The sequence below is a fragment of the Streptococcus mitis genome, from assembly GCF_946188685.1.
GTDB classification, from domain to species: Bacteria; Bacillota; Bacilli; order Lactobacillales; family Streptococcaceae; genus Streptococcus; species Streptococcus mitis_CC.
Map to the genome: position 1 here is coordinate 1 of NZ_CAMHWH010000009.1, position 22758 is coordinate 22758.

The 22758-nt window shown below is 37.8% G+C and carries 28 protein-coding genes; 4 read left to right on the forward strand and 24 right to left on the reverse strand.

Features of this window, described 5'->3' with window-relative positions:
* Nucleotides 1-103 precede the first annotated feature (103 nt).
* The 5 genes from N8N51_RS08290 to N8N51_RS08310 all read right to left on the reverse strand — a co-directional run bounded on the left by N8N51_RS08290 (nucleotide 104) and on the right by N8N51_RS08310 (nucleotide 2422).
* Nucleotides 104-331 carry a hypothetical protein gene (locus N8N51_RS08290; RefSeq protein WP_000660081.1) on the reverse strand — a complete coding sequence of 76 codons (228 nt, stop codon included), beginning with the start codon at nucleotides 329-331 and terminating at the stop codon, nucleotides 104-106.
* A gap of 88 nt (nucleotides 332-419) precedes the next feature.
* Nucleotides 420-800, reverse strand: a complete 381-nt coding sequence (locus N8N51_RS08295) for a rhodanese-like domain-containing protein (RefSeq protein WP_000259256.1) — start codon at nucleotides 798-800, stop codon at nucleotides 420-422.
* Nucleotides 800-1069, reverse strand: coding sequence for a YqgQ family protein (locus N8N51_RS08300; RefSeq protein WP_261104010.1), 270 nt, complete (start codon nucleotides 1067-1069; stop codon nucleotides 800-802). Before N8N51_RS08300 ends, N8N51_RS08295 begins: the two co-directional genes overlap by 1 nt.
* A gap of 47 nt (nucleotides 1070-1116) precedes the next feature.
* Nucleotides 1117-1713: a response regulator transcription factor gene (locus N8N51_RS08305; RefSeq protein WP_261104011.1), complete on the reverse strand. Its 597-nt coding sequence runs from the start codon at nucleotides 1711-1713 to the stop codon at nucleotides 1117-1119.
* Nucleotides 1694-2422, reverse strand: a complete 729-nt coding sequence (locus N8N51_RS08310; RefSeq protein ID WP_261104012.1) for a sensor histidine kinase — start codon at nucleotides 2420-2422, stop codon at nucleotides 1694-1696. The genes N8N51_RS08305 and N8N51_RS08310 overlap by 20 nt, the downstream gene beginning before the upstream one ends.
* A 534-nt stretch (nucleotides 2423-2956) precedes the next feature.
* Between N8N51_RS08310 and N8N51_RS08315 the strand changes: the two genes are divergently transcribed.
* Nucleotides 2957-3109, forward strand: a complete 153-nt coding sequence (locus N8N51_RS08315; RefSeq protein ID WP_261029550.1) for a hypothetical protein — start codon at nucleotides 2957-2959, stop codon at nucleotides 3107-3109.
* A 239-nt stretch (nucleotides 3110-3348) separates the two neighbouring features.
* Here N8N51_RS08315 and N8N51_RS08320 read toward each other — a convergent pair whose 3' ends face one another.
* From N8N51_RS08320 to N8N51_RS08330, 3 genes are all read right to left on the reverse strand, one after another.
* Nucleotides 3349-5364: an FtsX-like permease family protein gene (locus N8N51_RS08320; RefSeq protein WP_261104015.1), complete on the reverse strand. Its 2016-nt coding sequence runs from the start codon at nucleotides 5362-5364 to the stop codon at nucleotides 3349-3351.
* Between the two features lie 12 nt (nucleotides 5365-5376).
* Entirely contained in the window at nucleotides 5377-6111 is a 735-nt protein-coding gene (locus tag N8N51_RS08325; RefSeq protein WP_261104036.1) for an ABC transporter ATP-binding protein, read from the reverse strand.
* Nucleotides 6112-6241: 130 nt separating this feature from the next.
* Nucleotides 6242-6349: a QVPTGV class sortase B protein-sorting domain-containing protein gene (locus tag N8N51_RS08330; RefSeq protein ID WP_020901952.1), complete on the reverse strand. Its 108-nt coding sequence runs from the start codon at nucleotides 6347-6349 to the stop codon at nucleotides 6242-6244.
* Nucleotides 6350-7109: 760 nt separating this feature from the next.
* On the opposite strand from N8N51_RS08330, the gene N8N51_RS08340 reads away from it, so the two are divergent.
* Nucleotides 7110-8018: a LysR family transcriptional regulator gene (locus N8N51_RS08340; protein ID WP_042750500.1), complete on the forward strand. Its 909-nt coding sequence runs from the start codon at nucleotides 7110-7112 to the stop codon at nucleotides 8016-8018.
* A gap of 101 nt (nucleotides 8019-8119) precedes the next feature.
* Here the strand turns inward: N8N51_RS08340 and N8N51_RS08345 are convergent, their stop codons facing one another.
* From N8N51_RS08345 to N8N51_RS08375, 7 genes are all read right to left on the reverse strand, one after another.
* A complete protein-coding gene (locus N8N51_RS08345) occupies nucleotides 8120-9322 on the reverse strand; it encodes a hypothetical protein (protein WP_203180511.1) in 1203 nt (400 codons plus the stop codon).
* Nucleotides 9323-9354: 32 nt separating this feature from the next.
* Nucleotides 9355-9831 carry a hypothetical protein gene (locus N8N51_RS08350; protein ID WP_238395604.1) on the reverse strand — a complete coding sequence of 159 codons (477 nt, stop codon included), beginning with the start codon at nucleotides 9829-9831 and terminating at the stop codon, nucleotides 9355-9357.
* A 420-nt stretch (nucleotides 9832-10251) separates the two neighbouring features.
* On the reverse strand, nucleotides 10252-10854 hold the full coding sequence (locus N8N51_RS08355) for a hypothetical protein (RefSeq protein WP_084946982.1): 603 nt from the start codon (nucleotides 10852-10854) through the stop codon (nucleotides 10252-10254).
* Nucleotides 10855-10984: 130 nt separating this feature from the next.
* Entirely contained in the window at nucleotides 10985-11212 is a 228-nt protein-coding gene (locus N8N51_RS08360) for a hypothetical protein (RefSeq protein WP_084946985.1), read from the reverse strand.
* A gap of 81 nt (nucleotides 11213-11293) precedes the next feature.
* Nucleotides 11294-11710 carry a hypothetical protein gene (locus N8N51_RS08365; protein WP_084946988.1) on the reverse strand — a complete coding sequence of 139 codons (417 nt, stop codon included), beginning with the start codon at nucleotides 11708-11710 and terminating at the stop codon, nucleotides 11294-11296.
* A gap of 74 nt (nucleotides 11711-11784) precedes the next feature.
* On the reverse strand, nucleotides 11785-12375 hold the full coding sequence (locus N8N51_RS08370) for a hypothetical protein (protein ID WP_084946990.1): 591 nt from the start codon (nucleotides 12373-12375) through the stop codon (nucleotides 11785-11787).
* 59 nt (nucleotides 12376-12434) lie between these two features.
* A complete protein-coding gene (locus N8N51_RS08375) occupies nucleotides 12435-13409 on the reverse strand; it encodes a PspC-like choline-binding domain-containing protein (RefSeq protein WP_084946992.1) in 975 nt (324 codons plus the stop codon).
* Nucleotides 13410-13795: 386 nt separating this feature from the next.
* On the opposite strand from N8N51_RS08375, the gene N8N51_RS08380 reads away from it, so the two are divergent.
* On the forward strand, nucleotides 13796-14701 hold the full coding sequence (locus tag N8N51_RS08380; RefSeq protein ID WP_049502386.1) for a helix-turn-helix domain-containing protein: 906 nt from the start codon (nucleotides 13796-13798) through the stop codon (nucleotides 14699-14701).
* A 38-nt stretch (nucleotides 14702-14739) separates the two neighbouring features.
* Here N8N51_RS08380 and N8N51_RS08385 read toward each other — a convergent pair whose 3' ends face one another.
* From N8N51_RS08385 to miaA, 5 genes are read right to left on the reverse strand one after another with little or no spacing between them, the layout of a single operon-like run.
* The gene (locus N8N51_RS08385; RefSeq protein ID WP_203180512.1) at nucleotides 14740-15495 is read right to left on the reverse strand and encodes an SDR family NAD(P)-dependent oxidoreductase; all 756 of its coding nucleotides are present in this window, start codon (nucleotides 15493-15495) and stop codon (nucleotides 14740-14742) included.
* Between the two features lie 20 nt (nucleotides 15496-15515).
* Nucleotides 15516-16445, reverse strand: a complete 930-nt coding sequence (rnz, locus tag N8N51_RS08390) for a ribonuclease Z (protein WP_060627850.1) — start codon at nucleotides 16443-16445, stop codon at nucleotides 15516-15518.
* 14 nt (nucleotides 16446-16459) lie between these two features.
* Nucleotides 16460-17083 carry a cystathionine beta-lyase gene (locus tag N8N51_RS08395; protein WP_203180513.1) on the reverse strand — a complete coding sequence of 208 codons (624 nt, stop codon included), beginning with the start codon at nucleotides 17081-17083 and terminating at the stop codon, nucleotides 16460-16462.
* On the reverse strand, nucleotides 17076-18314 hold the full coding sequence (hflX, locus tag N8N51_RS08400) for a GTPase HflX (RefSeq protein WP_203180514.1): 1239 nt from the start codon (nucleotides 18312-18314) through the stop codon (nucleotides 17076-17078). The genes N8N51_RS08395 and hflX overlap by 8 nt, the downstream gene beginning before the upstream one ends.
* Nucleotides 18307-19191 (reverse strand): tRNA (adenosine(37)-N6)-dimethylallyltransferase MiaA, encoded by an 885-nt coding sequence (gene miaA / locus N8N51_RS08405; RefSeq protein ID WP_203180515.1) that lies wholly within the window; start codon nucleotides 19189-19191, stop codon nucleotides 18307-18309. Before miaA ends, hflX begins: the two co-directional genes overlap by 8 nt.
* A gap of 120 nt (nucleotides 19192-19311) precedes the next feature.
* Between miaA and N8N51_RS08410 the strand changes: the two genes are divergently transcribed.
* A complete protein-coding gene (locus N8N51_RS08410; protein WP_001051780.1) occupies nucleotides 19312-19482 on the forward strand; it encodes a DUF3042 family protein in 171 nt (56 codons plus the stop codon).
* 50 nt (nucleotides 19483-19532) lie between these two features.
* Here the strand turns inward: N8N51_RS08410 and N8N51_RS08415 are convergent, their stop codons facing one another.
* From N8N51_RS08415 to N8N51_RS10505, 4 genes are all read right to left on the reverse strand, one after another.
* Nucleotides 19533-20372: a thymidylate synthase gene (locus N8N51_RS08415; protein WP_203180516.1), complete on the reverse strand. Its 840-nt coding sequence runs from the start codon at nucleotides 20370-20372 to the stop codon at nucleotides 19533-19535.
* Nucleotides 20373-20424: 52 nt separating this feature from the next.
* On the reverse strand, nucleotides 20425-20859 hold the full coding sequence (locus N8N51_RS08420) for an HD domain-containing protein (protein ID WP_001043052.1): 435 nt from the start codon (nucleotides 20857-20859) through the stop codon (nucleotides 20425-20427).
* 99 nt (nucleotides 20860-20958) lie between these two features.
* Nucleotides 20959-21918, reverse strand: a complete 960-nt coding sequence (locus N8N51_RS08425) for an ROK family glucokinase (protein ID WP_000078564.1) — start codon at nucleotides 21916-21918, stop codon at nucleotides 20959-20961.
* A gap of 111 nt (nucleotides 21919-22029) precedes the next feature.
* Nucleotides 22030-22722 (reverse strand): excalibur calcium-binding domain-containing protein, encoded by a 693-nt coding sequence (locus N8N51_RS10505; RefSeq protein ID WP_203180517.1) that lies wholly within the window; start codon nucleotides 22720-22722, stop codon nucleotides 22030-22032.
* Nucleotides 22723-22758 lie beyond the last annotated feature (36 nt).

The following is a 22758-nucleotide window of genomic DNA, read 5'->3' on the forward strand; positions in this document are numbered from 1 at the left end:
ATCATCATAAGTTAATTTCATAATAAAAGCCCCCCAAAAGTTAGATTTTTTCTGTCTAACTTTTGGGGGGCAGTTCAAAAAAAGCTTTTTTGTTTTACACTACTTAATTCATAAAAAGAATCAATCCTAAAACCCAATTAATTACGGAAACTACAATCCCTACAATAGCTATAATTTTTTCTGTTTTATAGTCTAGTCCAGATTCTTTTTGAAGTGAGTTAGCATACAATAAACTGGTAATACCTAAACCAATACCTCCCAACGGAAATAACAAACCAAGAATAATCGACAAGATGCCCACAAAAAGTGGATTTTTCTTCTTTTCTTTCATGTTCTAAGAACTCCTTAAATTTTATACAAATTAATTATACTATAAAACAATAGCTTCATCCTATCATTCGACTAATTTGGAAATAAGATTAGCTAGTCTTCACTTTCCCTTTCCAAGAATCCAAGCCATAAGAAAGGATATAAATCTCAGAAAAGCCTTGTTTTTTCAAGTAAAGAGCTGCATTTGTAACTCGTTGCGCACGTTGGTTTTCGTAGAGAAGGACAGGTTTGTCTTTACGCAGGGCTGCAAGACTAGTCTTCAACTGACTTGAAGGAATATTGCGGGCACCAAGGATATGTTTTCTGTGGAATTCTGCTGGATCACGCAAATCAATCAATTGACCTGTACGAATCAAGGCTTCAAATTCCTCATTGTCCACAATTTTAGCCGCACGGCGAATACGAAGATAGTTAAAGCCCATCCATGCCAACATTGCCAGTATAAGTGCCCACAAAATCCAAGTAACCATTAGTTCATTTCTCCATTTTTCTCAATATAATCCAATTCTACCTTGTGCTCTCTGCGTAGAACCGCTTCTGCTTCTAGATAGTCTAGTTTATCCATCAACCCTGCATCGTAAATCCGAGAGAGTTCCAACTTCATCAGTTCAATATCATATAAGCGTTTTCCCATATAAACAATAATACCAAATCGTTTGAGGAATTGCTGCACATCATAGAATGTTTTCATAAGACTCATTCTAGCAAATTTTTGTGTTTTTTTCAAGAAGAGACTCACACAAGAAGTAGCACAGAAATTAAAAAAGCTGCATCTTCTGCAACTTTTTAATCTGGTGGGAAATATCCCAACTGCTCAGCGATGTGAATCGCCTCCTGCCTGTTAGTCACTCCCAATTTTGAAAAGATATTGGCCAGGTGATTGGAAACTGTACGTTTACTCACATAGACCTTGTCACAGACATCATCAATAGTCAAGCCATTTCTAACCAGTTCTAGTATCTCGATTTCTCGTGGTGTTAGCACCTCTACCATCACTTCATCTGAAAAGATCTTACCTCCTAGATAAATCTTTTCCAGTTTTTTCACCAACTCATCTGGATCCATACTTTTATCTAGAAATCCATAAGCCCCCATAGCTTTAGCTCGGTGTTCATACATCTTTTTGCTGTATCCCGTCAAAATCACAACCTTACTAGAACAACCATTGTCAATAATCTCTTGTGCCAAGGTCAGCCCATCAGCTTGATACAGACTCGTCAGGTTGATGTCAATCAAAATAATGTCGTAGTCATTAAAAGCAATCTCCGAAATAGTCGAAAAATTATCCACTAACTGGACCTTTTTAATGTTTTCCGATAACTCTAAAATCATCTTAATACTTTGGCTAAATAATTTATGATCATCAATTAACAAAATTTTCATAACACAACTCCTTATCAATCGGGAGAGTAATTTCTACACGAAATCTCTTATTATTTTCAAAAATCTGCATTTGACCACCTAAAACACTAATTTTATTAGACATATTTTTCAAGCCATAACCTAAGGATTTTTCTGTTTGAAGGCAGTTATTTTCAGAAATTATAAAAATAGCGTCATCATGCACATCAATCTTCAAAGAAATCCTTCCACCACTAGCGTACTTAACGGCATTGGTCGCCAACTCCTCAACCAGACGATAGGCAATTTTATCGTAAGGAGATAAAAGTCTAAAGTGGGCAGGAAACTGTGTGACGACTTCATTTTCTGCGTGATAACGCTTGACAATACGATTAATCAGCCCTTGATACTGGATGTCTAACTGCTCGTCTGTTTCTACCATTGGCTGATAATAATCCATCCGCTCACGAATCCGCTGAACCAACTCCTCTGTCACCAGATTGATCTGTTCACCAAAAGCTTGATTGCTACTATATTTATTGAAATTTTTTATTGCCATCACATTTTGCAGGATTTCATTGTGAAGAAATTCGGAGAACTGTTGTTCTGTGTCTTCATTTGCCAGTAGACTTTTCACCATACGGTTACGCTTTAAAAAGAGAACTTTTACATAATCCCTAGCATCTAGCATCTCAGCAGAACGAAAGAGACGAATCAATTCTTCCGAACAAATCCCGAACAATAATAACATGATATTCAAGACCAAAAAGCTCGTGTTTAAATCTAGACGAAAGATGATGAATAGGCCTACTAACAAAAACATAACCAGTAAAAACAAGCGTGAAAAAGCTTTTATATAGGACAATTTTAACTCTGATACCTTTTTTTGAAGAGAGCTGATAATTGTTTTGAAGTGTAAAAAAGCTAAAATGCCAACAATTTCCAGATACCAGACTAGGTTCATCACTCCTGAGCCCGTCGTATTGATATACAAAAAGAAATAAGAAAGAGGCAATAGCAAAGCTAATATCCACAAATTTCGTCTCTGATACTTGAGTTTACTTTTCAACTCTTTATGATATAAAATCAGTAAAATCAAGGGAACAAGGTTTAAAAAGAAAGACGCAAACAAGGACAGAAAGAGAAAAATTGAAGGACTTAACAGATACGAACTAATGGTGATTAGTGTCAACACAAAGGACACACTCAACAGTTCTTCTCCTATTTTCTCTCCCAGAAAGATAATAGACAGAGAACTATACACCAATAAAAAAGAGTTGAGCGGATGAAGAATATCAAAAAAGTGCAACAGGGTGCTCGCAACTCCTTGATTAAACATGGATTGCCAGCTAATGAGAAACATCATCAGGAGCAACCAAAGTTTCAACTCACTATACCGAAAGGTCACAATATTACAAATATAGCTAAATACAATTAAAGCAATAATCAGCAATAAAACCATCTGCAAGGAAAAATCTGTCGAAAAGTCCAGAGGGATCCTATAATAAATATAAATCATTAAAGCTAGATGATTAAAAATCGTCAACCACCACAATAAAAGTGAGTTTTTCGAGAGCGATTTGACAAACTGTTTCATATGTATCCACTTCCTGAACTACTTTAATATCATTATAACACAATACCAGAATTGTCGGATAGGCAACTCTGGTATTTGACTTAATTTTCAATAATTTCCCAACTTACTCTGTAAGTCACTAGCAGGTAAAGGACAAATAGTAAGACCGCTACTCCCAGATAGGTGATATCTATAGAAATGCTGGTATTAGCGAAATTCTCAAAATAGCCCAAAAGAGCGGTACTCAAGGCAAATGCTAGCGGACCTGCGATGACCAGCGGAACCAAGAAATAACTTAGAATCTGTTGCAAAAGAATAAAGCGATTTTGCTTTCTCTTGTTCCCAAGAAGGTATAAGATTTGATAATCATTAACACTATCCAAAGCACTTGTAGAAGTTTGAAGAGACAAGATACTGAGGGAAATAATGATAAAAATAACACTGACAAAAATCATGACAAAGACAATGACACCCATAAATCCAAGATAAATCTCAAAAATTCTTCCTTTCGTTTGATAGACGAACGAATTCAACTCTGCTCCATCACGAGTGAAGTAGTATTTTTCAATCCACTGACTCAAGAATGTTTCTACTTTCCGTTTGTCAATGTTTTCTTTGAAATTGGCAACATAGGTCGTGTGGTCTTCCGTCAATCCAACTACTACCTTATCTGGTACAATCAAGGTTCCTGAGTCATTTGTAGTTACTGAAGATAAAAAGTAAACTGTTTCAAGTGGCTTTGAAGAGGCAAGGTTGAGAGAATGACCGTTAATCATGAGGGTTTTTGTCGTTGATAGAAAGTCCTGGATCTGCTTGGCAGTTCCTTTATAATTGGCATTGACTAGAAATTGGTCTTCTGCCAAGTCAACCGCTTTTTTCCCTTGCAGTTTGCGGAGATGATTGTAGGCAGAAATTCCTAAAATCGGTACTTTTGATTCAGGAAGTTTCTTATCATGCTCCCAGAGATTGCTGGTATCAATCAAATCTTTATAAGTTAAATCACTAGAATAGATAGGGCAGCTATACTCCTCTTTGATGAGGTTAAAGTCAAAGCCATCGGCTTTCAATCTGTCTTTGACAGATTCCTGAGAAAATTGAAACTCTTTACCACGGTAGAGATTGACAGTTACATCATAAGGTGAGTATTTGTTCAGCTCTCGATTCATAGTCGTATAGGCACTACCACTAAAAACTAGTAAGCTGAGAGCCAGTGTCAAGGTCAAGGATAAGACAGCCAACGTGACCGAATTACTATCAGCTTGTTTTGAAAATTGACGAACTTTAAAACTGTTTAGTTTGTTATAGTAGGTTTGAGGCAGTTTTCTAAGGGAAACCAAGATAAAATGGCTTAAAGTATTGTAAAACAAAATCACAAAAATCACGAAGACAGATACCAGCAAGATACCCCAGCTTTTCAAGAATGATAGATGGTGATAGTCTGAAAAATAGAGAGCACCAAAACCGATAACAGCTGTTGAAAGAATAAAGAGAAGTGCTTGAAGAACTGGCTTGCCTTTTGCCAAGACAGATTTCTTGACCCCATTCTCTTGAATAAGTGCAATGATATTTTGCTTTCTAAAGGTAAGAATGTCCATGACACCAACAATAAAACTGGTTACCAAATAGGAATAAACTAGTAAGATGACAGACTTGCTATCAAAGAACAGCAGACTACCAAAGTAATTGGCCATAAAAAACTCAGATGCAATCTTAGCTAGAATGACCAGTAAGATCAATCCAAGCAAGAAACCTAGAATCAAGGAAAAGATATTGACCAGCATGGTTTCAAAGAACAGGGTACGGATAATCTGCTTCTTCTTCATTCCCAGCGTTGCATAAAGTCCCAGCTCTTTCTTGCGCCGTCCCAGCACAAAATTTGTGGCGTAAACGATGAGAAAGGCAATCGCCGATAGAATCAGATAGGAAAGCAAGCCCATGTACTGGCTCATCACTGTCGTTAACATTTCCTTTGCCCCTGATAAACTTTGCATCACTGGATGGCTTGGTAAAGCATTAAAAGCGTAGAGCAAGCTATAAATCAATGTCAGACTGAAAAAATAGATGGTATAAGTCTGTAAATTTCGAAATACATTTCGTAAAATCAATTTTGGATACATACTCTCACCCTCCTATCTGGTACGACTGTAAATCTCTTGCAAATACTGTTCATTAGATAAGCTGTTACGTTCCAAATCATCCATAATCTTTCCATCTCTAAGTAGCACCATCCGTGAAGAGTACTTTGCTGCGGCAGGGTCATGCGTAACCAGTAAAATGGTAATACCAAAACTTTTATTGATTTCCTGCAAAAGCGCCATCAGTTTTTCAGAATTGGCAGAGTCCAAGGCTCCTGTCGGCTCATCTGCGATAATCAGTTTAGAATCATCAATCAAGGCTCTAGCAGTTGCCACACGTTGTCGCTGGCCACCTGATAACTGATTAGGAAACTTATCTTTTAAGTTTTGGATGGCCAACTTATCCAAAATTTCCTCAATCTTATCCTGATGTTTTTTGATATTTTTCCCCTGAATTTGAAGAGGTAGAACAATATTTTCATAGACCGTCAAGGTTTCCACCAAGTTGTAGGCTTGGAAAATATAGGAAATATTTTTAGCACGATAGTCAGCTAGTTCATTTTCCTTGGCATGGATGATGTCAAAATCTTCAAATCGAATCTCACCTGACGTTGGTTTATCAATCGTTGAAATACAGTTGAGGAGTGTTGTTTTTCCACTACCACTGGCACCCATAATTGCCAGAAATTCACCTTTTTCAACGGACAAATTCACCTCTAATAAAGCATGAACGATATTATCCCCTTGACCAAATGTTTTCGTTAATCCTATCACGATAAGCTGTTTCATCATTTCATTCCTCCGTTTCTTTATTACGCTCTCATTATACGGTTTCTTTCAAGGTTTGCCATGAGTATTTTGTGCAATATATTCAAGTTATAAAAAACCGATGCCTTTTTCAGGTATCGGTCGATGTTGATTATTTGCGATCATTTCTTTTTTTCATAAAGTAAACAATCCCTATGACAACAACTCCTAAGACCAGTACAGGTGCATAGAAATCTAGTGTTCCAATAATTCCTTCCATTTTATCCTCCTGTTAAAAAATAGAGAGTTTTATCCACAGCGCACGTTTGGCGAAATACATTCATAAGAATATGTAAATCACCAATCACCGCGCCCCTATGCTGTTAATCTAACAGTCGTACGCCACCCAGCAGCAGATTTACCATCCAATTCTTGGCTATTAATTTCCATAATCCAAAGAATCAATCTCAAAGTTGTCTTGTTTTATTTGTATTTCTCCCCGTAAATATAACACCAAATCAAAATGTTGTCAATGTTTTGTAATAAAACACTAGAATTTTCCTTTTGTTTTATCTAACAGCGAACATTATTTCTCGTACACTCATAGGAATAGGTGAAACACAATCCACAGAGACCTGCTAGTGTCATTTTAAAAGCTGTGTACCACTAGCTTCTGATTGCCCGGAAAGTTCTTGGTTTTCAACCTCGAAACTTAGAGAATCAATCTCTGGACGACTTGTATTTTTAGCAATAAGGTTGCCTCCTTCCTTCTTTTAGATGATCATCTTTACAATAACTAATATAAACTCTAGTACTGGATAAGTAATGAGTAAATCGTGCAAGTTTCTTATTTTCGAGGAAAATTTTTATAGTTCTCAATTAAAAAAACAGCTGAACAATCTCTTACTCAGCTACTTTTTTACACTATTTCTTAAATTATTTAGAATTTTCTTCTTAGTTACTTTACAGAGACCCACACACTCCCCCTGATTTTCCTATCTTCTTTGGCGATTCTGACGCAAGTGTGGTACAATAAAAACATGAGAATTCAACAATTACATTATATTATCAAAATCGTCGAAACTGGCTCCATGAATGAGGCAGCCAAGCAACTCTTTATCACCCAACCAAGTCTTTCCAATGCTGTGAGAGATTTGGAAAATGAAATGGGGATTGAAATCTTTATCCGCAATCCAAAGGGTATCACCTTGACCCGTGATGGGATGGAGTTCCTCTCTTATGCCCGTCAAGTTGTCGAGCAAACCCAGCTTCTGGAAGAACGCTATAAAAATCCTGTCGCCCACCGCGAACTCTTTAGCGTCTCCTCCCAGCACTATGCCTTTGTGGTCAATGCCTTTGTTTCTCTACTCAAGAAAAGTGATATGGAGAAATACGAGCTCTTCCTTCGTGAAACTCGTACTTGGGAGATTATTGACGACGTCAAGAACTTCCGTAGTGAGGTCGGTGTCCTATTTTTTAACAGCTACAACCGTGATGTTTTAACCAAAATGCTGGATGACAACCACCTGCTGGCTCATCATCTCTTTACCGCCCAACCGCATATCTTTGTCAGCAAGACCAACCCTCTGGCCAAGAAAGACAAGGTGAAACTGGAAGATTTAGAAAACTTCCCTTACCTCAGCTATGACCAAGGAACTCATAACTCCTTCTACTTTTCAGAAGAGATTCTCTCGCAAGAATACCACAAAAAATCTATCGTAGTCAGCGACCGTGCTACCCTCTTTAATCTCTTGATTGGTCTGGACGGTTATACCATTGCGACAGGGATTTTGAACAGCAACCTCAACGGAGACAATATCGTTTCTATCCCATTGGATATTGATGACCCCATTGAGCTGGTCTATATCCAGCATGAAAAAACCAGCCTATCTAAGATGGGCGAACGCTTTATCGACTATCTACTAGAAGAAGTCCAGTTTGATAGTTGAGAATCACTCTAAATCGAATAACTTAAAAACCTCAAGAACTAGCTTTCAACCCTAGTTCTTGAGGTTTTTTCTCTAATAAATCAAGCGGATTTTATAAAATCTTATTTTTTAAACCAAAATATAGAAAGAATTACAACTAGGACAAGCCCAGCTCCTGCAACAATAATAAACACTGGAATGTTTTCAAATAGATTCTCTTCTGTCTTTTTCTCCTCACTACTATCTTGTGTTGATTCTGCCACTGTATCATCCTGTTTCGCTACTTCTTTTTCTACCTTTTTCTCAACTTTCTTAGGACCATAATTTGGATTTACAAAAGTTGCTAGCATGGTGGGCTTAGAATAGTCTTCCTCTCCTTCTTTTACTACCCACAATACATTATAAAAAGTTCGCCCTTCTAGTACCATACCATGTTCGAGTCGATGACCAGGAGGCAAACCTCCACCTAAACCAACAATTAAAGAGAAAAAATCATTCTCTTGATTTTCTGTTAAGACAATAAATCCATTCTCACTAACTTTTTTAAGACGAGATACCTTCCCTCTAATATCTGCATCCTTAAAGGTTCCAGTATAGCTACCATCCTCTCCTAAAATAAGTGATGAAGCTCTACCAGGATTAGTCCCATTATTTGGCTCTTTATTAATCCAAGTACCTACTAATTCGGACGGGAGAGGTATTTCATCTCCAATTTTAGCATCGACAAGAGACTTTGGCATAGGAGGATTAGGATCCATATTATCTCCAACAATCGGAAGATTTAGAGAAGTATATTCAATCGTTGAGGTGTCTATTTTTGACTTTCCAAAAAAATCAATACCAAATCCGTCTTTTTCCTTCATATCAAATTCGACTTTTTGAACAAGCTCCGCTTCTTTGTTCTCTTTTGAGAGTTGATAAAGTTTTGTTTCTCCTTGTCCAGAGCCCGAAGTCCATTCACTGATAGCAACACTTCCATCACCAAAAAGGCTAATAGATGTTCGACCTATACTTTGCACCTCTGAGGTACTTTCAATCAGTTTTGTTGGTGTATGTTCATTTAAATAATAGACAGCATACAAACTCCAATTTCTATCATAAGAACGACCAATTAATAACTCATCTGTCCCATTTTTATCAATATCGACTAGCGCATAACCTATTTGGTATCTAGCTTTGTCTGATAAATTTTTACTCTCCCACTTCTCAGTAATTTGTGGCAATAGTTGGTTGTAATCAGTACTATCGGCTTGGGCTGAATTCACAAGTGAAAATAAGCCGAAAAACAAACCCAAACAGGTAATTATTTTTATAATTTTCTTCATACTATTTCTAATTTTAATTTCACCTATATAAATTAATAAATATTATTTTGATGGTAATGGTTATGCGTGTGATAATGATTTTCTTGAACACGTAAATTTCTCAAGTAATCAACTGCTTCTTCTGTATTTCTACGAATTCCATCTAACTGCTGTAATTGTAAAGTTTGAACATAATTGTTGTATCTTAATGCTTGAAGCATTTTCTTAGTATCAATATATTGTTCCCTTTGTAACTGCAGCATTTCTTTCTGATAGTTCAACTGTAATTCTTTATATTTTGTTTCATCATATAAATTTACTAGTTCCTTCATATTATCAGCTTTGAAATTTTCTAAAGCTCCGATAAAAAATTCTATAGCTTCTATGAAATAGTAATCTTTGGGATACCATCCACTACCAAAAGCCACTAGAGCTCCTGCAGCTTCTTGCATCTCTATTTCACACTGCCGTTGCTCTTCCTTAATTTCTTGTTCACGTTTAATCTGTCTATCATAATCAGACTGTCTCATGCCTGAATTTTTAATAAGTTGTTTATTATCATCATCAATTAGAGTATTAGTGAAATCAACCCATTTAGGATACCAAATTTCACCTAAAATAGAAATTTATAAAAACAGTCTAGGTTTCTTGTCGTCAAGAAAACATGGAATAAATCTATAAAATGATTAATTCATCGATGTCTAGGAATTATGTTTGGACAGGTGAGGGATGCACAAATTTAGCTCAAAAGATTGATAGTGACTGGAACAGTTTTTTTTAATTGTTATTAGATTTAAAAGCTAAAATAACTCGTTTGGATTTAGCGTTGGATGATTATAATGCTGTTGTTGATTTTGAAAAGATAGAACGTAAATTAAAATCTGGTGATTATCGTTTATCTAAGAAGAGCTACAATGTCATCAAAGAATTTTATTTGATACTTAATTTGTTTATTTTTTTTCTTCTACAATTTTACCATCTGCTTTATCAAAGTCTATTACATTTCCTTTAGAAACTTCGGTAACGAGTAGTTGTGCAGAATTGTAGTCGGATCTGGAACGCCCTGAATTATATCCAGCATAGTATCTATCACGGATTTGTCCATAGGTTAGAGATTTGTAAGTACGATAATCTGCTTTATTTTGGTACCAAGATATTTTTATCTGTTCTTCTGTAGTGTTATTCCCTGACGAATCCGTTTCTACCCTAGCTGTAACTTTATCGATTTCAAAATTTTTTTTGGATTTTTCCTCAGCTAACTTTCTAACTTCATCGATGTTTTTACCTACAACTTCATCCATATGAAAATTTACGTCTATTTGGTACCCTTTCAGTTTTCCGCTTTTTGTGATATAGACGTATTCTATATCTTCATCTTTTCCAGGTAGGTCATCATCATTAGAATCGTGCACAAGATAGAAAACTCTCTCTTGATTTTCGTTCATTAATTGAGTGATACCTTTTCCTTTTGTATCCATAGATGATGAACAAGCTGCTAAACCGACACTAGAAAGTAGTGCGCCTAAGATAAGTAAAGTATTTCTTTTTTTCATAAGAGACTCCTAAATATTATTTATTTTTCCATAAAAGTATAACAGTTATTGTACAAATATTGTTATGATTTTTTATTATTTCCAAAATTTCCACCATTTTTTAGATGTTTCTATTAGTTTAGTATCACGATTATAGATTATTTGCTGAAGATTGGATATCTGCATATCTTTGCCTCATCATTTTCTCTATTTTGTTAGATGAATTACTTTCTAATAAATTTTGTAATTGAGCTTGTATTTGTTTAGCTTTCCTTCTATCATTTTCTAACTTCATCTTATAGTTTTGTTTTTGATAAATATAATCTATACCTCTATGTAGATTATATAAATTTTCTAATAATACCGATTTTTCTTCCACTTCATTCTCCATTTTTTCTATTTTACTAAAACACATGCCATAACTAGCACATCCATCCCAACTACTCTGAAAAGAAGTTATTTAATCAATCCGTTTACTAGTAGCTTTATCACCTTTTATAATCATAATCGCCGCAAAAATATTTATCAAAGCACAGATGAAATATAGAATAGCTCCGTAACCTAATTGTGCTCTACCAACTATTTCTTTCAAGAATGTAAAATGAATAAACAAACTAAATGCACTTAATAAAATAATGACAAGTGACTGAATAATTGCTATCACTCTTCTATTTACTATAAATAAAGATAATAATAAAGTGATTACAAATGCACCGTACCAAACAATAAATACCATAAATCGGGAAGGAGCATTTAGATAATCAACTACATACTCACTTACCGGAGCTAGTGATTGATTACCTGATGAAACAACAGGCAATAAGAAGGTAATCAGCCCTACTAAACTGGCTAGAGTTATTAATTTTTTAAATTTCATTTGATATTCTCCCTATATACAATTTCCTACCTCAGTAACTTTTAGGGTACTGAGGTAAGCTTTGAATGTGTAGTCTATTTTACTCGGTTAAAGGTTTGATCAGGCTCTTGAAGATAAAGTTCCTTATCTTTTAACATATATTTTGTTTTTCCTAAATCTCTTCCTTTATCGTCTGTGATTGTCAATTCTTTCTTTTTTTTATCAATTTTCACTAGTCTTTTTTCTTTGTCTCCGTCTGAATCTTCAGAGATGACGGTCCCAGAATTTCCTTTAATCACCATGACTAAATGATCACGTCTTGTTAAAATTTCATAAGTTCCATCTAATGGATCACTGGTTAGTTTACGAACTCCAAAGAAAAGAACAAGAAAGATAGCTAGGCTTATCCCGATAGATTGTAGAGGTTTTGTTTCAAATAATTTTTTTATTTTTTCAATCGAACCATCCATATCTAGATTTTCGATTTGTTTTCCAGCTTTATCTACAAAAGTTGATACATCTTTTTTTATTGCTTCTACTCTATCAGGCTTCTCTGTAACTACTTCATTAATTGATTCTTCTATTCTTTCCGTAGTCTCTTCGACTTTTTCTACGGTCACTTCTTCAGTATCTTCGACTTTTTCTACAGTTACCTCTTCGTTCATTTGGTTTTCATGTTTTTCCATTATTTTCTCTGTTCTCCCAAGTTCAAAAAGTTTTATTTTTTACGTATAAATTTATTTTTTTATTTGACCCACTTACCTGATCCATCTACTTTGTAGCCATCTGGAGTACGTTCATTGACAGCCATCTTACCATCTGATTTGAGGTAGTAGTCACCTACCCATTTATTACGAGCATAGCTTCCCTCTGAAGTTAAGTAATAGTATGAACTGTAGCTGCTATCATAGACCCACTCGCTCTTGGCCATTTTACCATTTGATTTAAGGTAATAGCTACCTACCCAAGTATTACGGGCATAGCTTCCTTCTGATGTTAGATAATAATATGAACTATAGTTTTTATCGTAAATCCACTCGCTCTTAGCCATGTAGCCACCCGACTTAAGATAGTAGTTGCCTGACCAAGCATTCTGAACAAAGTTCCCTGAAGCATTTAGGTAGAAGTATGAATTGTACTGAACATCAAAAATCCATTGATTGACTACTTTCACACCAGCCTTGTAGTAAGAAGAACCTGACCAGCCAGTCTGACCTGAGCTAGAGTTAGTAGCTGGTTTTGGAGTTTCAGTTGCTGTTGGTATCTCTACCTTTTTAATCGGAGAATATTCACCTCTAGAGATTCTAAAAACTTCTGAACGTCCGAAGTAACGTTTTCCAAAATCACCTGAACTGTAAATATCTAGATGGTAGTTCCCATCTTTTACTAAGAGTATATTAATTCCCTCTTTTATTCTATTACTTCCTCTAAATCTACCAAAAAAGGATGAAGAAGCAAGTGCACCGGTATCTTCATTAACTATATCAAAATCAAGAGCTGTATTATCAGTAGTTGTAGAACTTCTTTGCAGGTCAACCAAAAGTGTATCTACTGTATAACTTCCATCTGTCTGTATTAAGGTGATTTTCAAGGGATTTTGAGTATCCTTGACACTCATATCTGTTAAAGCGTGAACTTCTGTCGGTTTAGAAGCTACATAACCTACTGACAATAAAGCACCAGCTAGTAAAGAAGAGGCCAACATTTTTCTGTTTTTCATAACAAAACTCCTTATATATTTCTATTTTTCTAAAAATTTTTGATAATTGTCTTATAACCTTAAAAGTAAATATGATATTTTTCTAGTGTCAAGTGTTTAAGTTTTCCCCATAGCATTTTCTCCTTTGATGGCTAATAGAATAGGATTGAGTGGTAAGTCAATCCTTGTTATACTAGTATAACAAGCCAGCTTTATTAGCTATTCTTTCCCATATCATACCATAATAGATATTTAAATTTTTCGCTATTTAAACTATAGTTTCAATCTTGTTCATAAAAATAAAAAATAGCATAGAATTCTAGTATTTTGTAACTATAGTTTTCTTTCTCCATTTTTTTCTCTAAATTTTTGTATAATAGTCTTAGAAGTATGTAAGGAGATTATTTATGGAAAATCTATACCCATTTGGAGCTACATTTAAGTACCTGCGCGAAGCACGAGGACTCAGCCTAAAGGAAGCCGCCTCAGATATCGTATCACCACAGTTCCTAAGTCAATTTGAAAAAGGAGAAAAAGGAATTTCACTTGAAAACTTTGCCAAATTGTTAATTGTTATCGGAGTTGAATGGAATGATTTTGTTCTCGCCTATGCAAATAAAGGTGGAGACTGCTTAGAATTACCTGCTATTGAATTTGGCAAGCATGTGGTCCATGAAGAAGATATCCTCACTTACATTGAAGAATACGAAAAATTATTTGATGTCTATCTAAAAGACAATCCACTTCAAGCAGAAATGATTTTTAAATCTATTAAATTAAGACATTATCCAACCATATCAAAGAGTCCAGAAACCATTGCCAGAATTCAAAACATTATCAAGCATTTAATGAAATCGGATGTCTTTAATAGTATCGAACTTGAAATTTATCGTGTTATCGTCAATCATTGCCCGATGGAACTCATTGACCATATGACCAAACAATTACTACTTATGTACAAAGAAAGTGCTAATACTGACACCTACATCCGTATCTTAAATGCTCTTACTTTCTCTGCAAAATATTTCTCTGAACTGGGTTACTATCAAAAGGCTGATGATATTATTAAAAAAATTAAATCACTTCAGACCTTCGAACGAGGCTATCTGGCTATTCCCCTCATGTTTTTAGAAGTTGAACATGTTTACAATCAATTTAGATGGAATAAACCTGAGGCTATTCCCTTAGCCAAAAATCTATTTAATTATCTTCAAAGCGCAAAATTTATTGATCAGCAATACTACTCTAATTTTATCAACGCCTTCACTTATCATTGCCACGCATTAAATAAGACTGGTATTGATTTGTTCTAATCGTCAAAAAAGTTGCTCCATTTTAGGAACAACTTTTTTTATTTATAATTAAAAGTTTCCCCTGCCAACTTATCAGCTAGCTTGGGAAAGAGAGTATAAAACTTATGGGCTAGGTTCAACAAAAAAGGAAGATTGAGTTCTCGTTTATTTTTTCCTATAATCTTGACAATCTTTTTAGCCACTGCATCTGGTTCTAGCAGGAAACGGTCAACCGACTTAAGATAAGTCCCATCTGGGTCCGCTTTGTCAAAAAATCCTGTTCGGATTGGTCCTGGATTAACCGTTGTCACATAGACACCATAAGGCATGAGTTCTAATCGTAGGGCATTTGAAAAACCAATAGCCGCAAACTTAGTTGCTGAGTACAAACTAGACTTAGCTGTTGCAATCAAACCTGCCATGCTGACGATATTGATGATATGGCCTTTTCGGCTTTCCTTCATACGAGCCGCAAGGCGTCGAGATAGATTCATCAGGGCAAAGGTATTGACCTCGAACATCTGATGAATATCTTGGTCAGAAATCTGGTCAAATTCCTCAAAAATTCCGTAACCTGCATTGTTAATCAATACATCAATCTTGCCATAGCGGAGATAGAGGTCTGCTACCATAGTTTCTAAGGCTGAATCATCGGTAATATCAATTTCAATCAATTCTGCTTGTGGATGATTTCCGTAGAGTTGGGCTAATTTTTCCTTATTTCTACCAAGCAAGATGAGTTGGTCATTTGGCAGGAGTTTGACCATCTCTTGTGCTAGACCACCGCTAGCTCCGGTAATGAGAATAGTAGGCATACTTATCCTTTCCCAATCTTTTAGATTTCCACTTCTTCCAAGTCTTTAACCACATGGACATTTTCAAAAATGCTAGCAGCATCTTTCTTGAGCTTGCTGATATCTTTTGAGAGGAAACGGGCACTGATATGGTTGAGCAAAAGGCGTTTAGCACCTGCTTCTACCGCTACTTGTGCAGCTTGCATGTTAGTAGAGTGGCCATGGTTACGAGCAATTTTTTCGTCACCCTTACCATAAGTCGATTCATGGACAAGGACATCGGCATTGACAGCCAGACGCACACTGGCATCCGTTTTTCGAGTGTCTCCTAAAATAGTGATAATCTTACCCGGACGTGGGGCTGAGATATAGTCTGCTGCCTTGATTTCAGTCCCATCTTCTAAAACAACGTCCTGACCGTTTTTAATTTTTCCAAAAAGTGGGCCAAATGGGACACCTGCCGCCTTGAGTTTTTCAGCATCCAGCGTTCCTTCCAAGTCCTTTTGAATGACACGATAGCCAACGCAGAAAATAGTATGATCCAATTCTTCCGCGTACACAGTGAATTTATCGGTCTCAAGGATTTTTCCTAGAGAATCTTGGTCAAATTCATGAAAATGAATGCGGTAAGGCAGGCGCGAACCTGACACACGAAGGCTGGTTAAGACAAAGGACTTGATTCCTTGAGGTCCATAGATTTCCAAATCAGTCTGCTCTTCATTAGCCTGAAAGGCACGGCTAGAAAGGAAACCTGGCAAGCCAAAGATATGGTCTCCATGCAGGTGGGTGATAAAGATTTTGCTGACCTTACGTGGTCGAATTGTGGTTTCCAGAATGCGATTTTGCGTACCTTCTCCACAGTCAAAGAGCCAGACTTCGTTAATCTCGTCCAAGAGTTTCAGGGCGAGACTGGAGACATTGCGGGCTTTAGAGGGCTGACCAGCCCCCGTTCCTAAAAATTGAATATCCATTCGATACTTTCTAATTAATCAATATATAACATGGCTATGCGGTTTTCCGATCGGAAATAGCGCTTGCCAGAAAAAGCAGCAGCTTCTTGCAGTAAATCCTCTTGGCTGTAACCTTTAAGACGCTTGCGACCATCAGCCAAGCTTTCCAAATCAGTCAAAGCTGTTAGACTCTCCATGCTAACAACTTCCTCATCTCTAATAGCCTTCATGTAAATCTTACCAGACTCTTCAAAGACTAGTTGATGGGGGAAAATTTGCGCAATTTCAAAGAGCAAGTCTTCTGAAATTTTCTCTTCATTTTCAGAGAAAATCCGACCAAGACCCTCACACTCATAACAAAAACCAAAGGATTTACCAGACAGATTAAGACGAATAAAAGGCTTATTTTCTAGGGTGAAACTAGGCTCAGTATTGTAAAGATTCAGTTCCTGACTGAGTTCCACAAAATAATCCGTCGCGGCCTCAGGACTTTTTTTCTGGTAGAGTTCTGCAAAGTAAGCATTGACAACGCTGGGCGGAGGTGTGATAAGTGCCAACTGCTCCTGCTCTGTTTTACCAGCTAGAAGTTGATCCAGATAGACCTTGTCTAGACTTGTATAGCCCCCATATTTTAGAGCTAAGGTTTTAATATCAGTCATAAAATTCTTCTAACCTCCATTTGTTTTTCTCAGAAATGTAGCCTGTAATCACTTCGCCGTCCTCCTGATAATCGCGTTCTTCCAGAATCGCAACACTTTCTAAATCATGAATCTTGTAGGACTTTGAAAAAGGCACTCGCAGGGTAAATGATTCAAAAATACCCTTGATTTTCTCTAAAAACAAAGCCTGCAAATTCTCACGACTATCCTCAGATTTGGCAGAAATGAGGGCGTAGGGCGTTTGGGTCGGCGTAAAATCCTCCACCAAATCTGCTTTATTATAAAGAGTCAGGCGAGGAATATCCTCCATGTCCAAGTCTTTCATGATGGAAAGGACCGTTTTTTCATGCTCTTCGTGGTAAGGATTGCTGGCATCGATAACATGAACTAGAAGATCCACATGCTTGCTTTCTTCCAAGGTTGACTTAAAACTGGACACCAACTCTGTCGGCAAATCTTGGATAAATCCAACGGTATCTGTCAAAGTTACTTGGAGATTGCCTCCCAGATGGATACTCTTAGTCGTCGCATCTAGAGTCGCAAATAGCTCGTCAGCCTCATACTGGGTCTTACTGGTCAAGGTGTTCATGATAGTTGACTTCCCAGCATTGGTATAACCAATCAAACCAATCTTAAAGGTGCTTGACTCCAAACGTTTTTCTCTGACGGTCGCCCGATTTTTCTCAACCACCTTGAGCTGGCGCTCGATATCCGTGATTTGATTGCGAACGCTACGACGGTTCAGCTCCAGCTGGCTTTCACCAGGTCCACGGGAACCAATTCCCCCTGCCTGACGGCTGAGCATAATTCCCTGACCAACCAAGCGAGGCAAGAGGTATTTGAGTTGGGCTAGGTGGACTTGGAGCTTCCCTTCATGGCTTCGAGCTCGCATGGCAAAGATATCCAAAATCAACTGCATACGGTCAATGACCTTGACACCGAGAACTTCCTCTAGATTGACATTCTGCCTTGGGGTCAGACGGTTGTTGACGAAGACAGTGGTAATTTCTTCTGCATCCACCATGAGCGCAATTTCTTCTAACTTACCAGAGCCGACGAAGGTCTTGGAATCATATTTTTCACGTTTTTGTCTGTAACTATCTACAACGACTGCCCCAGCTGTCTTAGCCAGACTGGCCAATTCTTCCATAGAGAGATCAAAATTGTCCATGCCCTGCAATTCCACACCAATCAGCAGGACCCGTTCCTCTTTTTTCTCCGTTTCAATCATCTAAAAACTCCTCTATCTGGCTTAAAATGCGGTCTTGCACACCAGCTTCTCCAATCTGATAAAAGGTGACCTGCATGCGATTACGGAACCAGGTCAACTGACGCTTGGCAAAACGACGGGTAGCCTGTTTGAGACTCTCACTAGCTTCCTCCAAACTCTGCTCCCCACGAAAATAAGGAAAGAGTTCCTTATAGCCAATTCCTTTAGCAGCCTGCACATCTGGATAATGGTCAAAGAGCCACTTGGCCTCATCCAAAAGCCCAGCCTCAAACATCAAATCCACTCGGTGGTTGATACGTTCATAAAGCTGACTGCGTTCGTCATCCAAGCAGATGATCAAAGGTTCATACAAGGTCTCTTGATTTTCCAAATCCTGACCAAAATGGGCAATTTCTAAGGCACGCATAGCACGACGACGATTAAACTGGGGAATCTCAAGGCCAGCTTGCTCCACAAGATGAGCTAATTCCTCATCTGTATAGGGCTCCAAACCAGCCCGATAGGCCAAAATCTCCTCATGAGGAGTCTCTCCACCTAAATGGTAGCCTTCTAGTAAGCTCTGGATATAAAGCCCAGTCCCACCAGCGATAATGGCTAGCTTGCCACGACTGTGAATATCTTCAATAGCCATCTTAGCTTCTGAAACAAAATCAAAAGCCGAGTAAGACTCGGTTACCTCTCTAACATCGATTAAATGATGGGGAACAGCTGACTGCTCTTCTGGACTAGCCTTGGCCGTCCCAATATCAAGTCCTCGATAGACTTGCTGGCTATCTCCACTAACCACTTCGCCATTAAAACGCTTGGCCACTTCAATGGCTAGAGCCGTCTTTCCAACTGCAGTCGGTCCAACGATCACAATTATTTTTGTTTTCATCTTTTTTCCTTGAAAAATTCCCATTTTTTCGTTACTATTATTATAACACAAAAAAGTCAGTCAGAAAAATGTGACCTCTTGAAGGGGCTGGCTGATTGAGAATATAAAGGAGGAAGACTCATGGCTAAAGGATTCGCTAAAGGTCTTGTAACAGGTGTCGCAGGAACTGTCGCTGCCGTCGCAGGTGCAGTATACGCATTTAAAAAGAAAGTGATCGAACCAGAAGAGCAAAAAGCAGCTTTCATCGAAGAAAACCGTAAAAAAGCAGCCCGTCGCCGCGTATCACGTTAAAAAACAAAAGAAGTTGAGATTTATTGTCTCAACTTCTTTTTTCTATTCTTTTAAATAGCTAGGTCAAACTTCAACTGTGGTTTGACAGGGTCATAATCCACCAACTCAAAGTCTTCCGCTTTGATATCAAAGAAATTAGTCCCATCTGGCACATTCAAGACCAAACGTGGTTGGCAGTCAGACGGTTCACGACGAAGCAATTCTTGAGCTTGTTCAAATTGATTGTCATAGATATGGAGGTTGTTGATGAAGTAAAAGAACTTCCCAACCTTCCATCCAAAATGCTTGGCAATCATCATCTGCAAAGCCACATACTGCATCGCATTGATGTGGTGGGCCACTAGCATATCGTTAGAACGCTGGGTCAAAGTCGCATCCAGATAGATTTCCCCATCTACACGACGGACATCAAACATGGTCTGAAAGGCGCATGGGAGCAGCCCGTCTGTTTCTTCGAAAGCTTGGTAATCCCAGAGCGAAATGATATTGCGGCGGTTCCAAGGGTTGGCTTCCAACTGTTTAAGAAGTTTATTGATGATGTCGTGTTTCTTAACAACGGCACCGTAGCGCTCACCGATGGTTCCCGTATCTCCCACTTCCCAATCATTCCAGTAGTGAACATTGTACTTGTCATTAAGCACGTCTAGGCTATTTGACTGGTCTTGGTAAATCCAGAGCACTTCCTTGATGGCTGATTTGATTGCAATAGGACGTAATGTTGTGATGGGAAATTCTCCCTTAGCCAAGTCATACTCGGCAAAGGCACCCGTTACGTACTTGGAATTGGCAACAGTTCCATCCTTGTACTTGGGACGGGCCTGCTCAGAAAAGACACCGTCTTTGAGGATTCGTTCAATATTTTCTTTAAAAATCGTATCTGCTTTTGTCATTTACTCTCACCTCATTTATTGTCCTAACTAGTATAGCATAAAAAAAGCTTTTCTACATGCTCAGATAATCAATAGCTTTCTTGTATTTTTCAAATCGTTCCAGATCCTTTTCAGTAATTGTAGCTAGTCTAGATAAATCTGAATTATGTTTCAAATCTGCTAATTTGACACAACGTGCTATAGGATTCGATTTAACAAGTTCCAAATATTGTTGATAATCTTGTCCCTTTTTCTTGGTCAGTACCTGCACTGCAGTAACAACAGTCTCTGGTAAACCAGCCAATATTAGTTCTTCTGCTGTATAAGGGCTATCTTCAAGAACATCGTGCAATAGAGCGACTGCCTTTTCTTCTTGCGTATCGACCAGACTTGCTACAAAAAGAGGGTGTTTGATATAAACTACTCCAGCCTTATCATATTGTCCCTCATGTGCTTTTTTTGCGATGGACAAAGCTAATTCAAACATGGATTGTTCTGACTTATTCATTTAAAATCTCCTTTCTAAAATCAAAAAGTTAAGAGTTATATTTACAATTATGATCTTGAAAAAGAGCCTGATGAATCACCAAGCTCTGTCATTTTTATTTTATTGCAATACAAGTGATGCTGCTCCGATAACTCCAGCGTCATTTCCTAGAGTTGCAAGAGCTAATTTAGTGGATGTGCGTACTTGTGGGAAGGTATTTTCGTCGTAGACTTTTTGAACACCTTGTAGAAGGAATTCTCCCGCAGCTGACACACCACCACCGATGACGATTGTTGATGGGTTGAGGATTGAACCGATGTTGGCACAAGCGATTCCCAAGTAACGTGAGAAGTTACGGTAAACGATCAAGGCAAGGTCGTCTCCTTCTTTTGCAAGATCAAAGACAGTCTTAGCAGTTACTTCTTCTCCGTTATCAATCAAACGTTTCAAGGCTGCATCGCCTTCGTATTCATCAGCATAGCGACGAGTCAAGTTGACAATCCCTGTTGCAGAAGCGACTGTCTCAAGGCAGCCTTTCTTACCGCAAGTACATGCGATTGGTTGGTCAAAGTCAACAGTGATGTGGCCAAGCTCACCTGCTGCACCAGCAACACCGTGAAGTAATTTGCCTTCTGCGACAATACCGCCACCAACACCAGTACCAAGTGTCATAAAGACAACATCTGGTTGGTTATCACCAGCACCCATCCAACGTTCACCAAGAGCTGCCACGTTGGCATCATTATCGATGAAGAATGGAATGCCCAAGGCTTTTTCAATTTTCTCTTTAATTGGTTGAAGGGTTTTCCAGTTGAGGTTGTAGGCACCAATAACAGTTCCTTTTTCACGGTCAACCACACCTGGTGACCCCATTCCAATACCTTGGAAGTCCGCTGCTACCAATCCAAGCAAGTCCAAACGATGTTGAATAGACTCAATCATATCATCTACGATATGACTTCCCTCATCCAAAATGTTAGTCTTGATAGACCATTTTTCTTGGATTTCTCCTGCTGTTGTTAAGATTGCAAATTTGATAGAAGTTCCACCAAGGTCAATCCCAATAATCTTTTGACTCATCATATTCTCCTTTTTCATTATGAATTAATTGAAAATGCTTACAGTACTAGTATAACAAAATTCAGTTCCTTATGCAAAGGTTTGCATTAACTTTCTGGATTTTATTCTGACTTATGGTTTCCAGAGACCTGAAGCATCTACGTAGTAACGTTCACCATCAACTCGCTCATTCTTAGCCATTTTACCATCCGATTTCAAATAATAATTTCCTTGCCATGCATTGCGAGCGTAAGAACCATCTGATTTCAAGTAATACCAGGCTTGGTAAGAAGAGTCATAAACCCATTCACCTTGAGCCATTTTACCGTTTGATTTAAGGTAGTAAGCTCCTTGCCATGCATTCTTTGCATAAGATCCATCTGATTTCAAATAATACCAAGCTTGATAGGAAGTATCATAAATCCATTCGCTCTGTGCCATTTGACCATCCGCTTTCAGATAATAGCTTCCCTGCCATGCATTTTTCACTGGATTTCCATTTCCATCAAAATAATACCATGCACCATCCTGCTTAATCCAGCCACTTGTTGTTGCTGAACTTGTATCAGTTTGAGTTGTAGTCTTTTGTTTTGCTTTAAAAGCACCCTTAGGGGCATTTTTCAATTCGCAAGCCACACCGTCATGATCGCGGTCTAACTTGGCAGAATAACCAGGGTCTCCCTCGTGAATATCTGCGTATCCATTCGCCCAAGCTTCTTTACAACTAGAAAAATGAATGTTTTCTTCTGCTAACACAGGTTGTGAAAACAAGGCTAAGACTGGCAAGGTAGCCAGACTCATTTTTAAAAATAGACGTTTATTCATTTCGTTCTCCTATAACGATGTTATCGATTTCACTAT

Coding starts and splice junctions, on each gene's coding strand:
- N8N51_RS08290 (WP_000660081.1), bottom strand. CDS start 331: ATGAAAGAAAAGAAGAAAAATCCACTTTTTGTGGGCATCTTGTCGATT.
- N8N51_RS08295 (WP_000259256.1), bottom strand. CDS start 800: ATGGTTACTTGGATTTTGTGGGCACTTATACTGGCAATGTTGGCATGG.
- N8N51_RS08305 (WP_261104011.1), bottom strand. CDS start 1,713: ATGAAAATTTTGTTAATTGATGATCATAAATTATTTAGCCAAAGTATT.
- N8N51_RS08310 (WP_261104012.1), bottom strand. CDS start 2,422: ATGTTATTATTGTTCGGGATTTGTTCGGAAGAATTGATTCGTCTCTTT.
- N8N51_RS08315 (WP_261029550.1), top strand. CDS start 2,957: ATGAAGAATATCAAAAAAGTGCAACAGGGTGCTCGCAACTCCTTGATT.
- N8N51_RS08320 (WP_261104015.1), bottom strand. CDS start 5,364: ATGTATCCAAAATTGATTTTACGAAATGTATTTCGAAATTTACAGACT.
- N8N51_RS08325 (WP_261104036.1), bottom strand. CDS start 6,111: ATGAAACAGCTTATCGTGATAGGATTAACGAAAACATTTGGTCAAGGG.
- N8N51_RS08330 (WP_020901952.1), bottom strand. CDS start 6,349: ATGGAAGGAATTATTGGAACACTAGATTTCTATGCACCTGTACTGGTC.
- N8N51_RS08340 (WP_042750500.1), top strand. CDS start 7,110: ATGAGAATTCAACAATTACATTATATTATCAAAATCGTCGAAACTGGC.
- N8N51_RS08345 (WP_203180511.1), bottom strand. CDS start 9,322: ATGAAGAAAATTATAAAAATAATTACCTGTTTGGGTTTGTTTTTCGGC.
- N8N51_RS08350 (WP_238395604.1), bottom strand. CDS start 9,831: ATGAGACAGTCTGATTATGATAGACAGATTAAACGTGAACAAGAAATT.
- N8N51_RS08355 (WP_084946982.1), bottom strand. CDS start 10,854: ATGAAAAAAAGAAATACTTTACTTATCTTAGGCGCACTACTTTCTAGT.
- N8N51_RS08365 (WP_084946988.1), bottom strand. CDS start 11,710: ATGAAATTTAAAAAATTAATAACTCTAGCCAGTTTAGTAGGGCTGATT.
- N8N51_RS08370 (WP_084946990.1), bottom strand. CDS start 12,375: ATGGAAAAACATGAAAACCAAATGAACGAAGAGGTAACTGTAGAAAAA.
- N8N51_RS08375 (WP_084946992.1), bottom strand. CDS start 13,409: ATGAAAAACAGAAAAATGTTGGCCTCTTCTTTACTAGCTGGTGCTTTA.
- N8N51_RS08380 (WP_049502386.1), top strand. CDS start 13,796: ATGGAAAATCTATACCCATTTGGAGCTACATTTAAGTACCTGCGCGAA.
- N8N51_RS08385 (WP_203180512.1), bottom strand. CDS start 15,495: ATGCCTACTATTCTCATTACCGGAGCTAGCGGTGGTCTAGCACAAGAG.
- rnz (WP_060627850.1), bottom strand. CDS start 16,445: ATGGATATTCAATTTTTAGGAACGGGGGCTGGTCAGCCCTCTAAAGCC.
- N8N51_RS08395 (WP_203180513.1), bottom strand. CDS start 17,083: ATGACTGATATTAAAACCTTAGCTCTAAAATATGGGGGCTATACAAGT.
- hflX (WP_203180514.1), bottom strand. CDS start 18,314: ATGATTGAAACGGAGAAAAAAGAGGAACGGGTCCTGCTGATTGGTGTG.
- miaA (WP_203180515.1), bottom strand. CDS start 19,191: ATGAAAACAAAAATAATTGTGATCGTTGGACCGACTGCAGTTGGAAAG.
- N8N51_RS08410 (WP_001051780.1), top strand. CDS start 19,312: ATGGCTAAAGGATTCGCTAAAGGTCTTGTAACAGGTGTCGCAGGAACT.
- N8N51_RS08415 (WP_203180516.1), bottom strand. CDS start 20,372: ATGACAAAAGCAGATACGATTTTTAAAGAAAATATTGAACGAATCCTC.
- N8N51_RS08420 (WP_001043052.1), bottom strand. CDS start 20,859: ATGAATAAGTCAGAACAATCCATGTTTGAATTAGCTTTGTCCATCGCA.
- N8N51_RS08425 (WP_000078564.1), bottom strand. CDS start 21,918: ATGAGTCAAAAGATTATTGGGATTGACCTTGGTGGAACTTCTATCAAA.
- N8N51_RS10505 (WP_203180517.1), bottom strand. CDS start 22,722: ATGAATAAACGTCTATTTTTAAAAATGAGTCTGGCTACCTTGCCAGTC.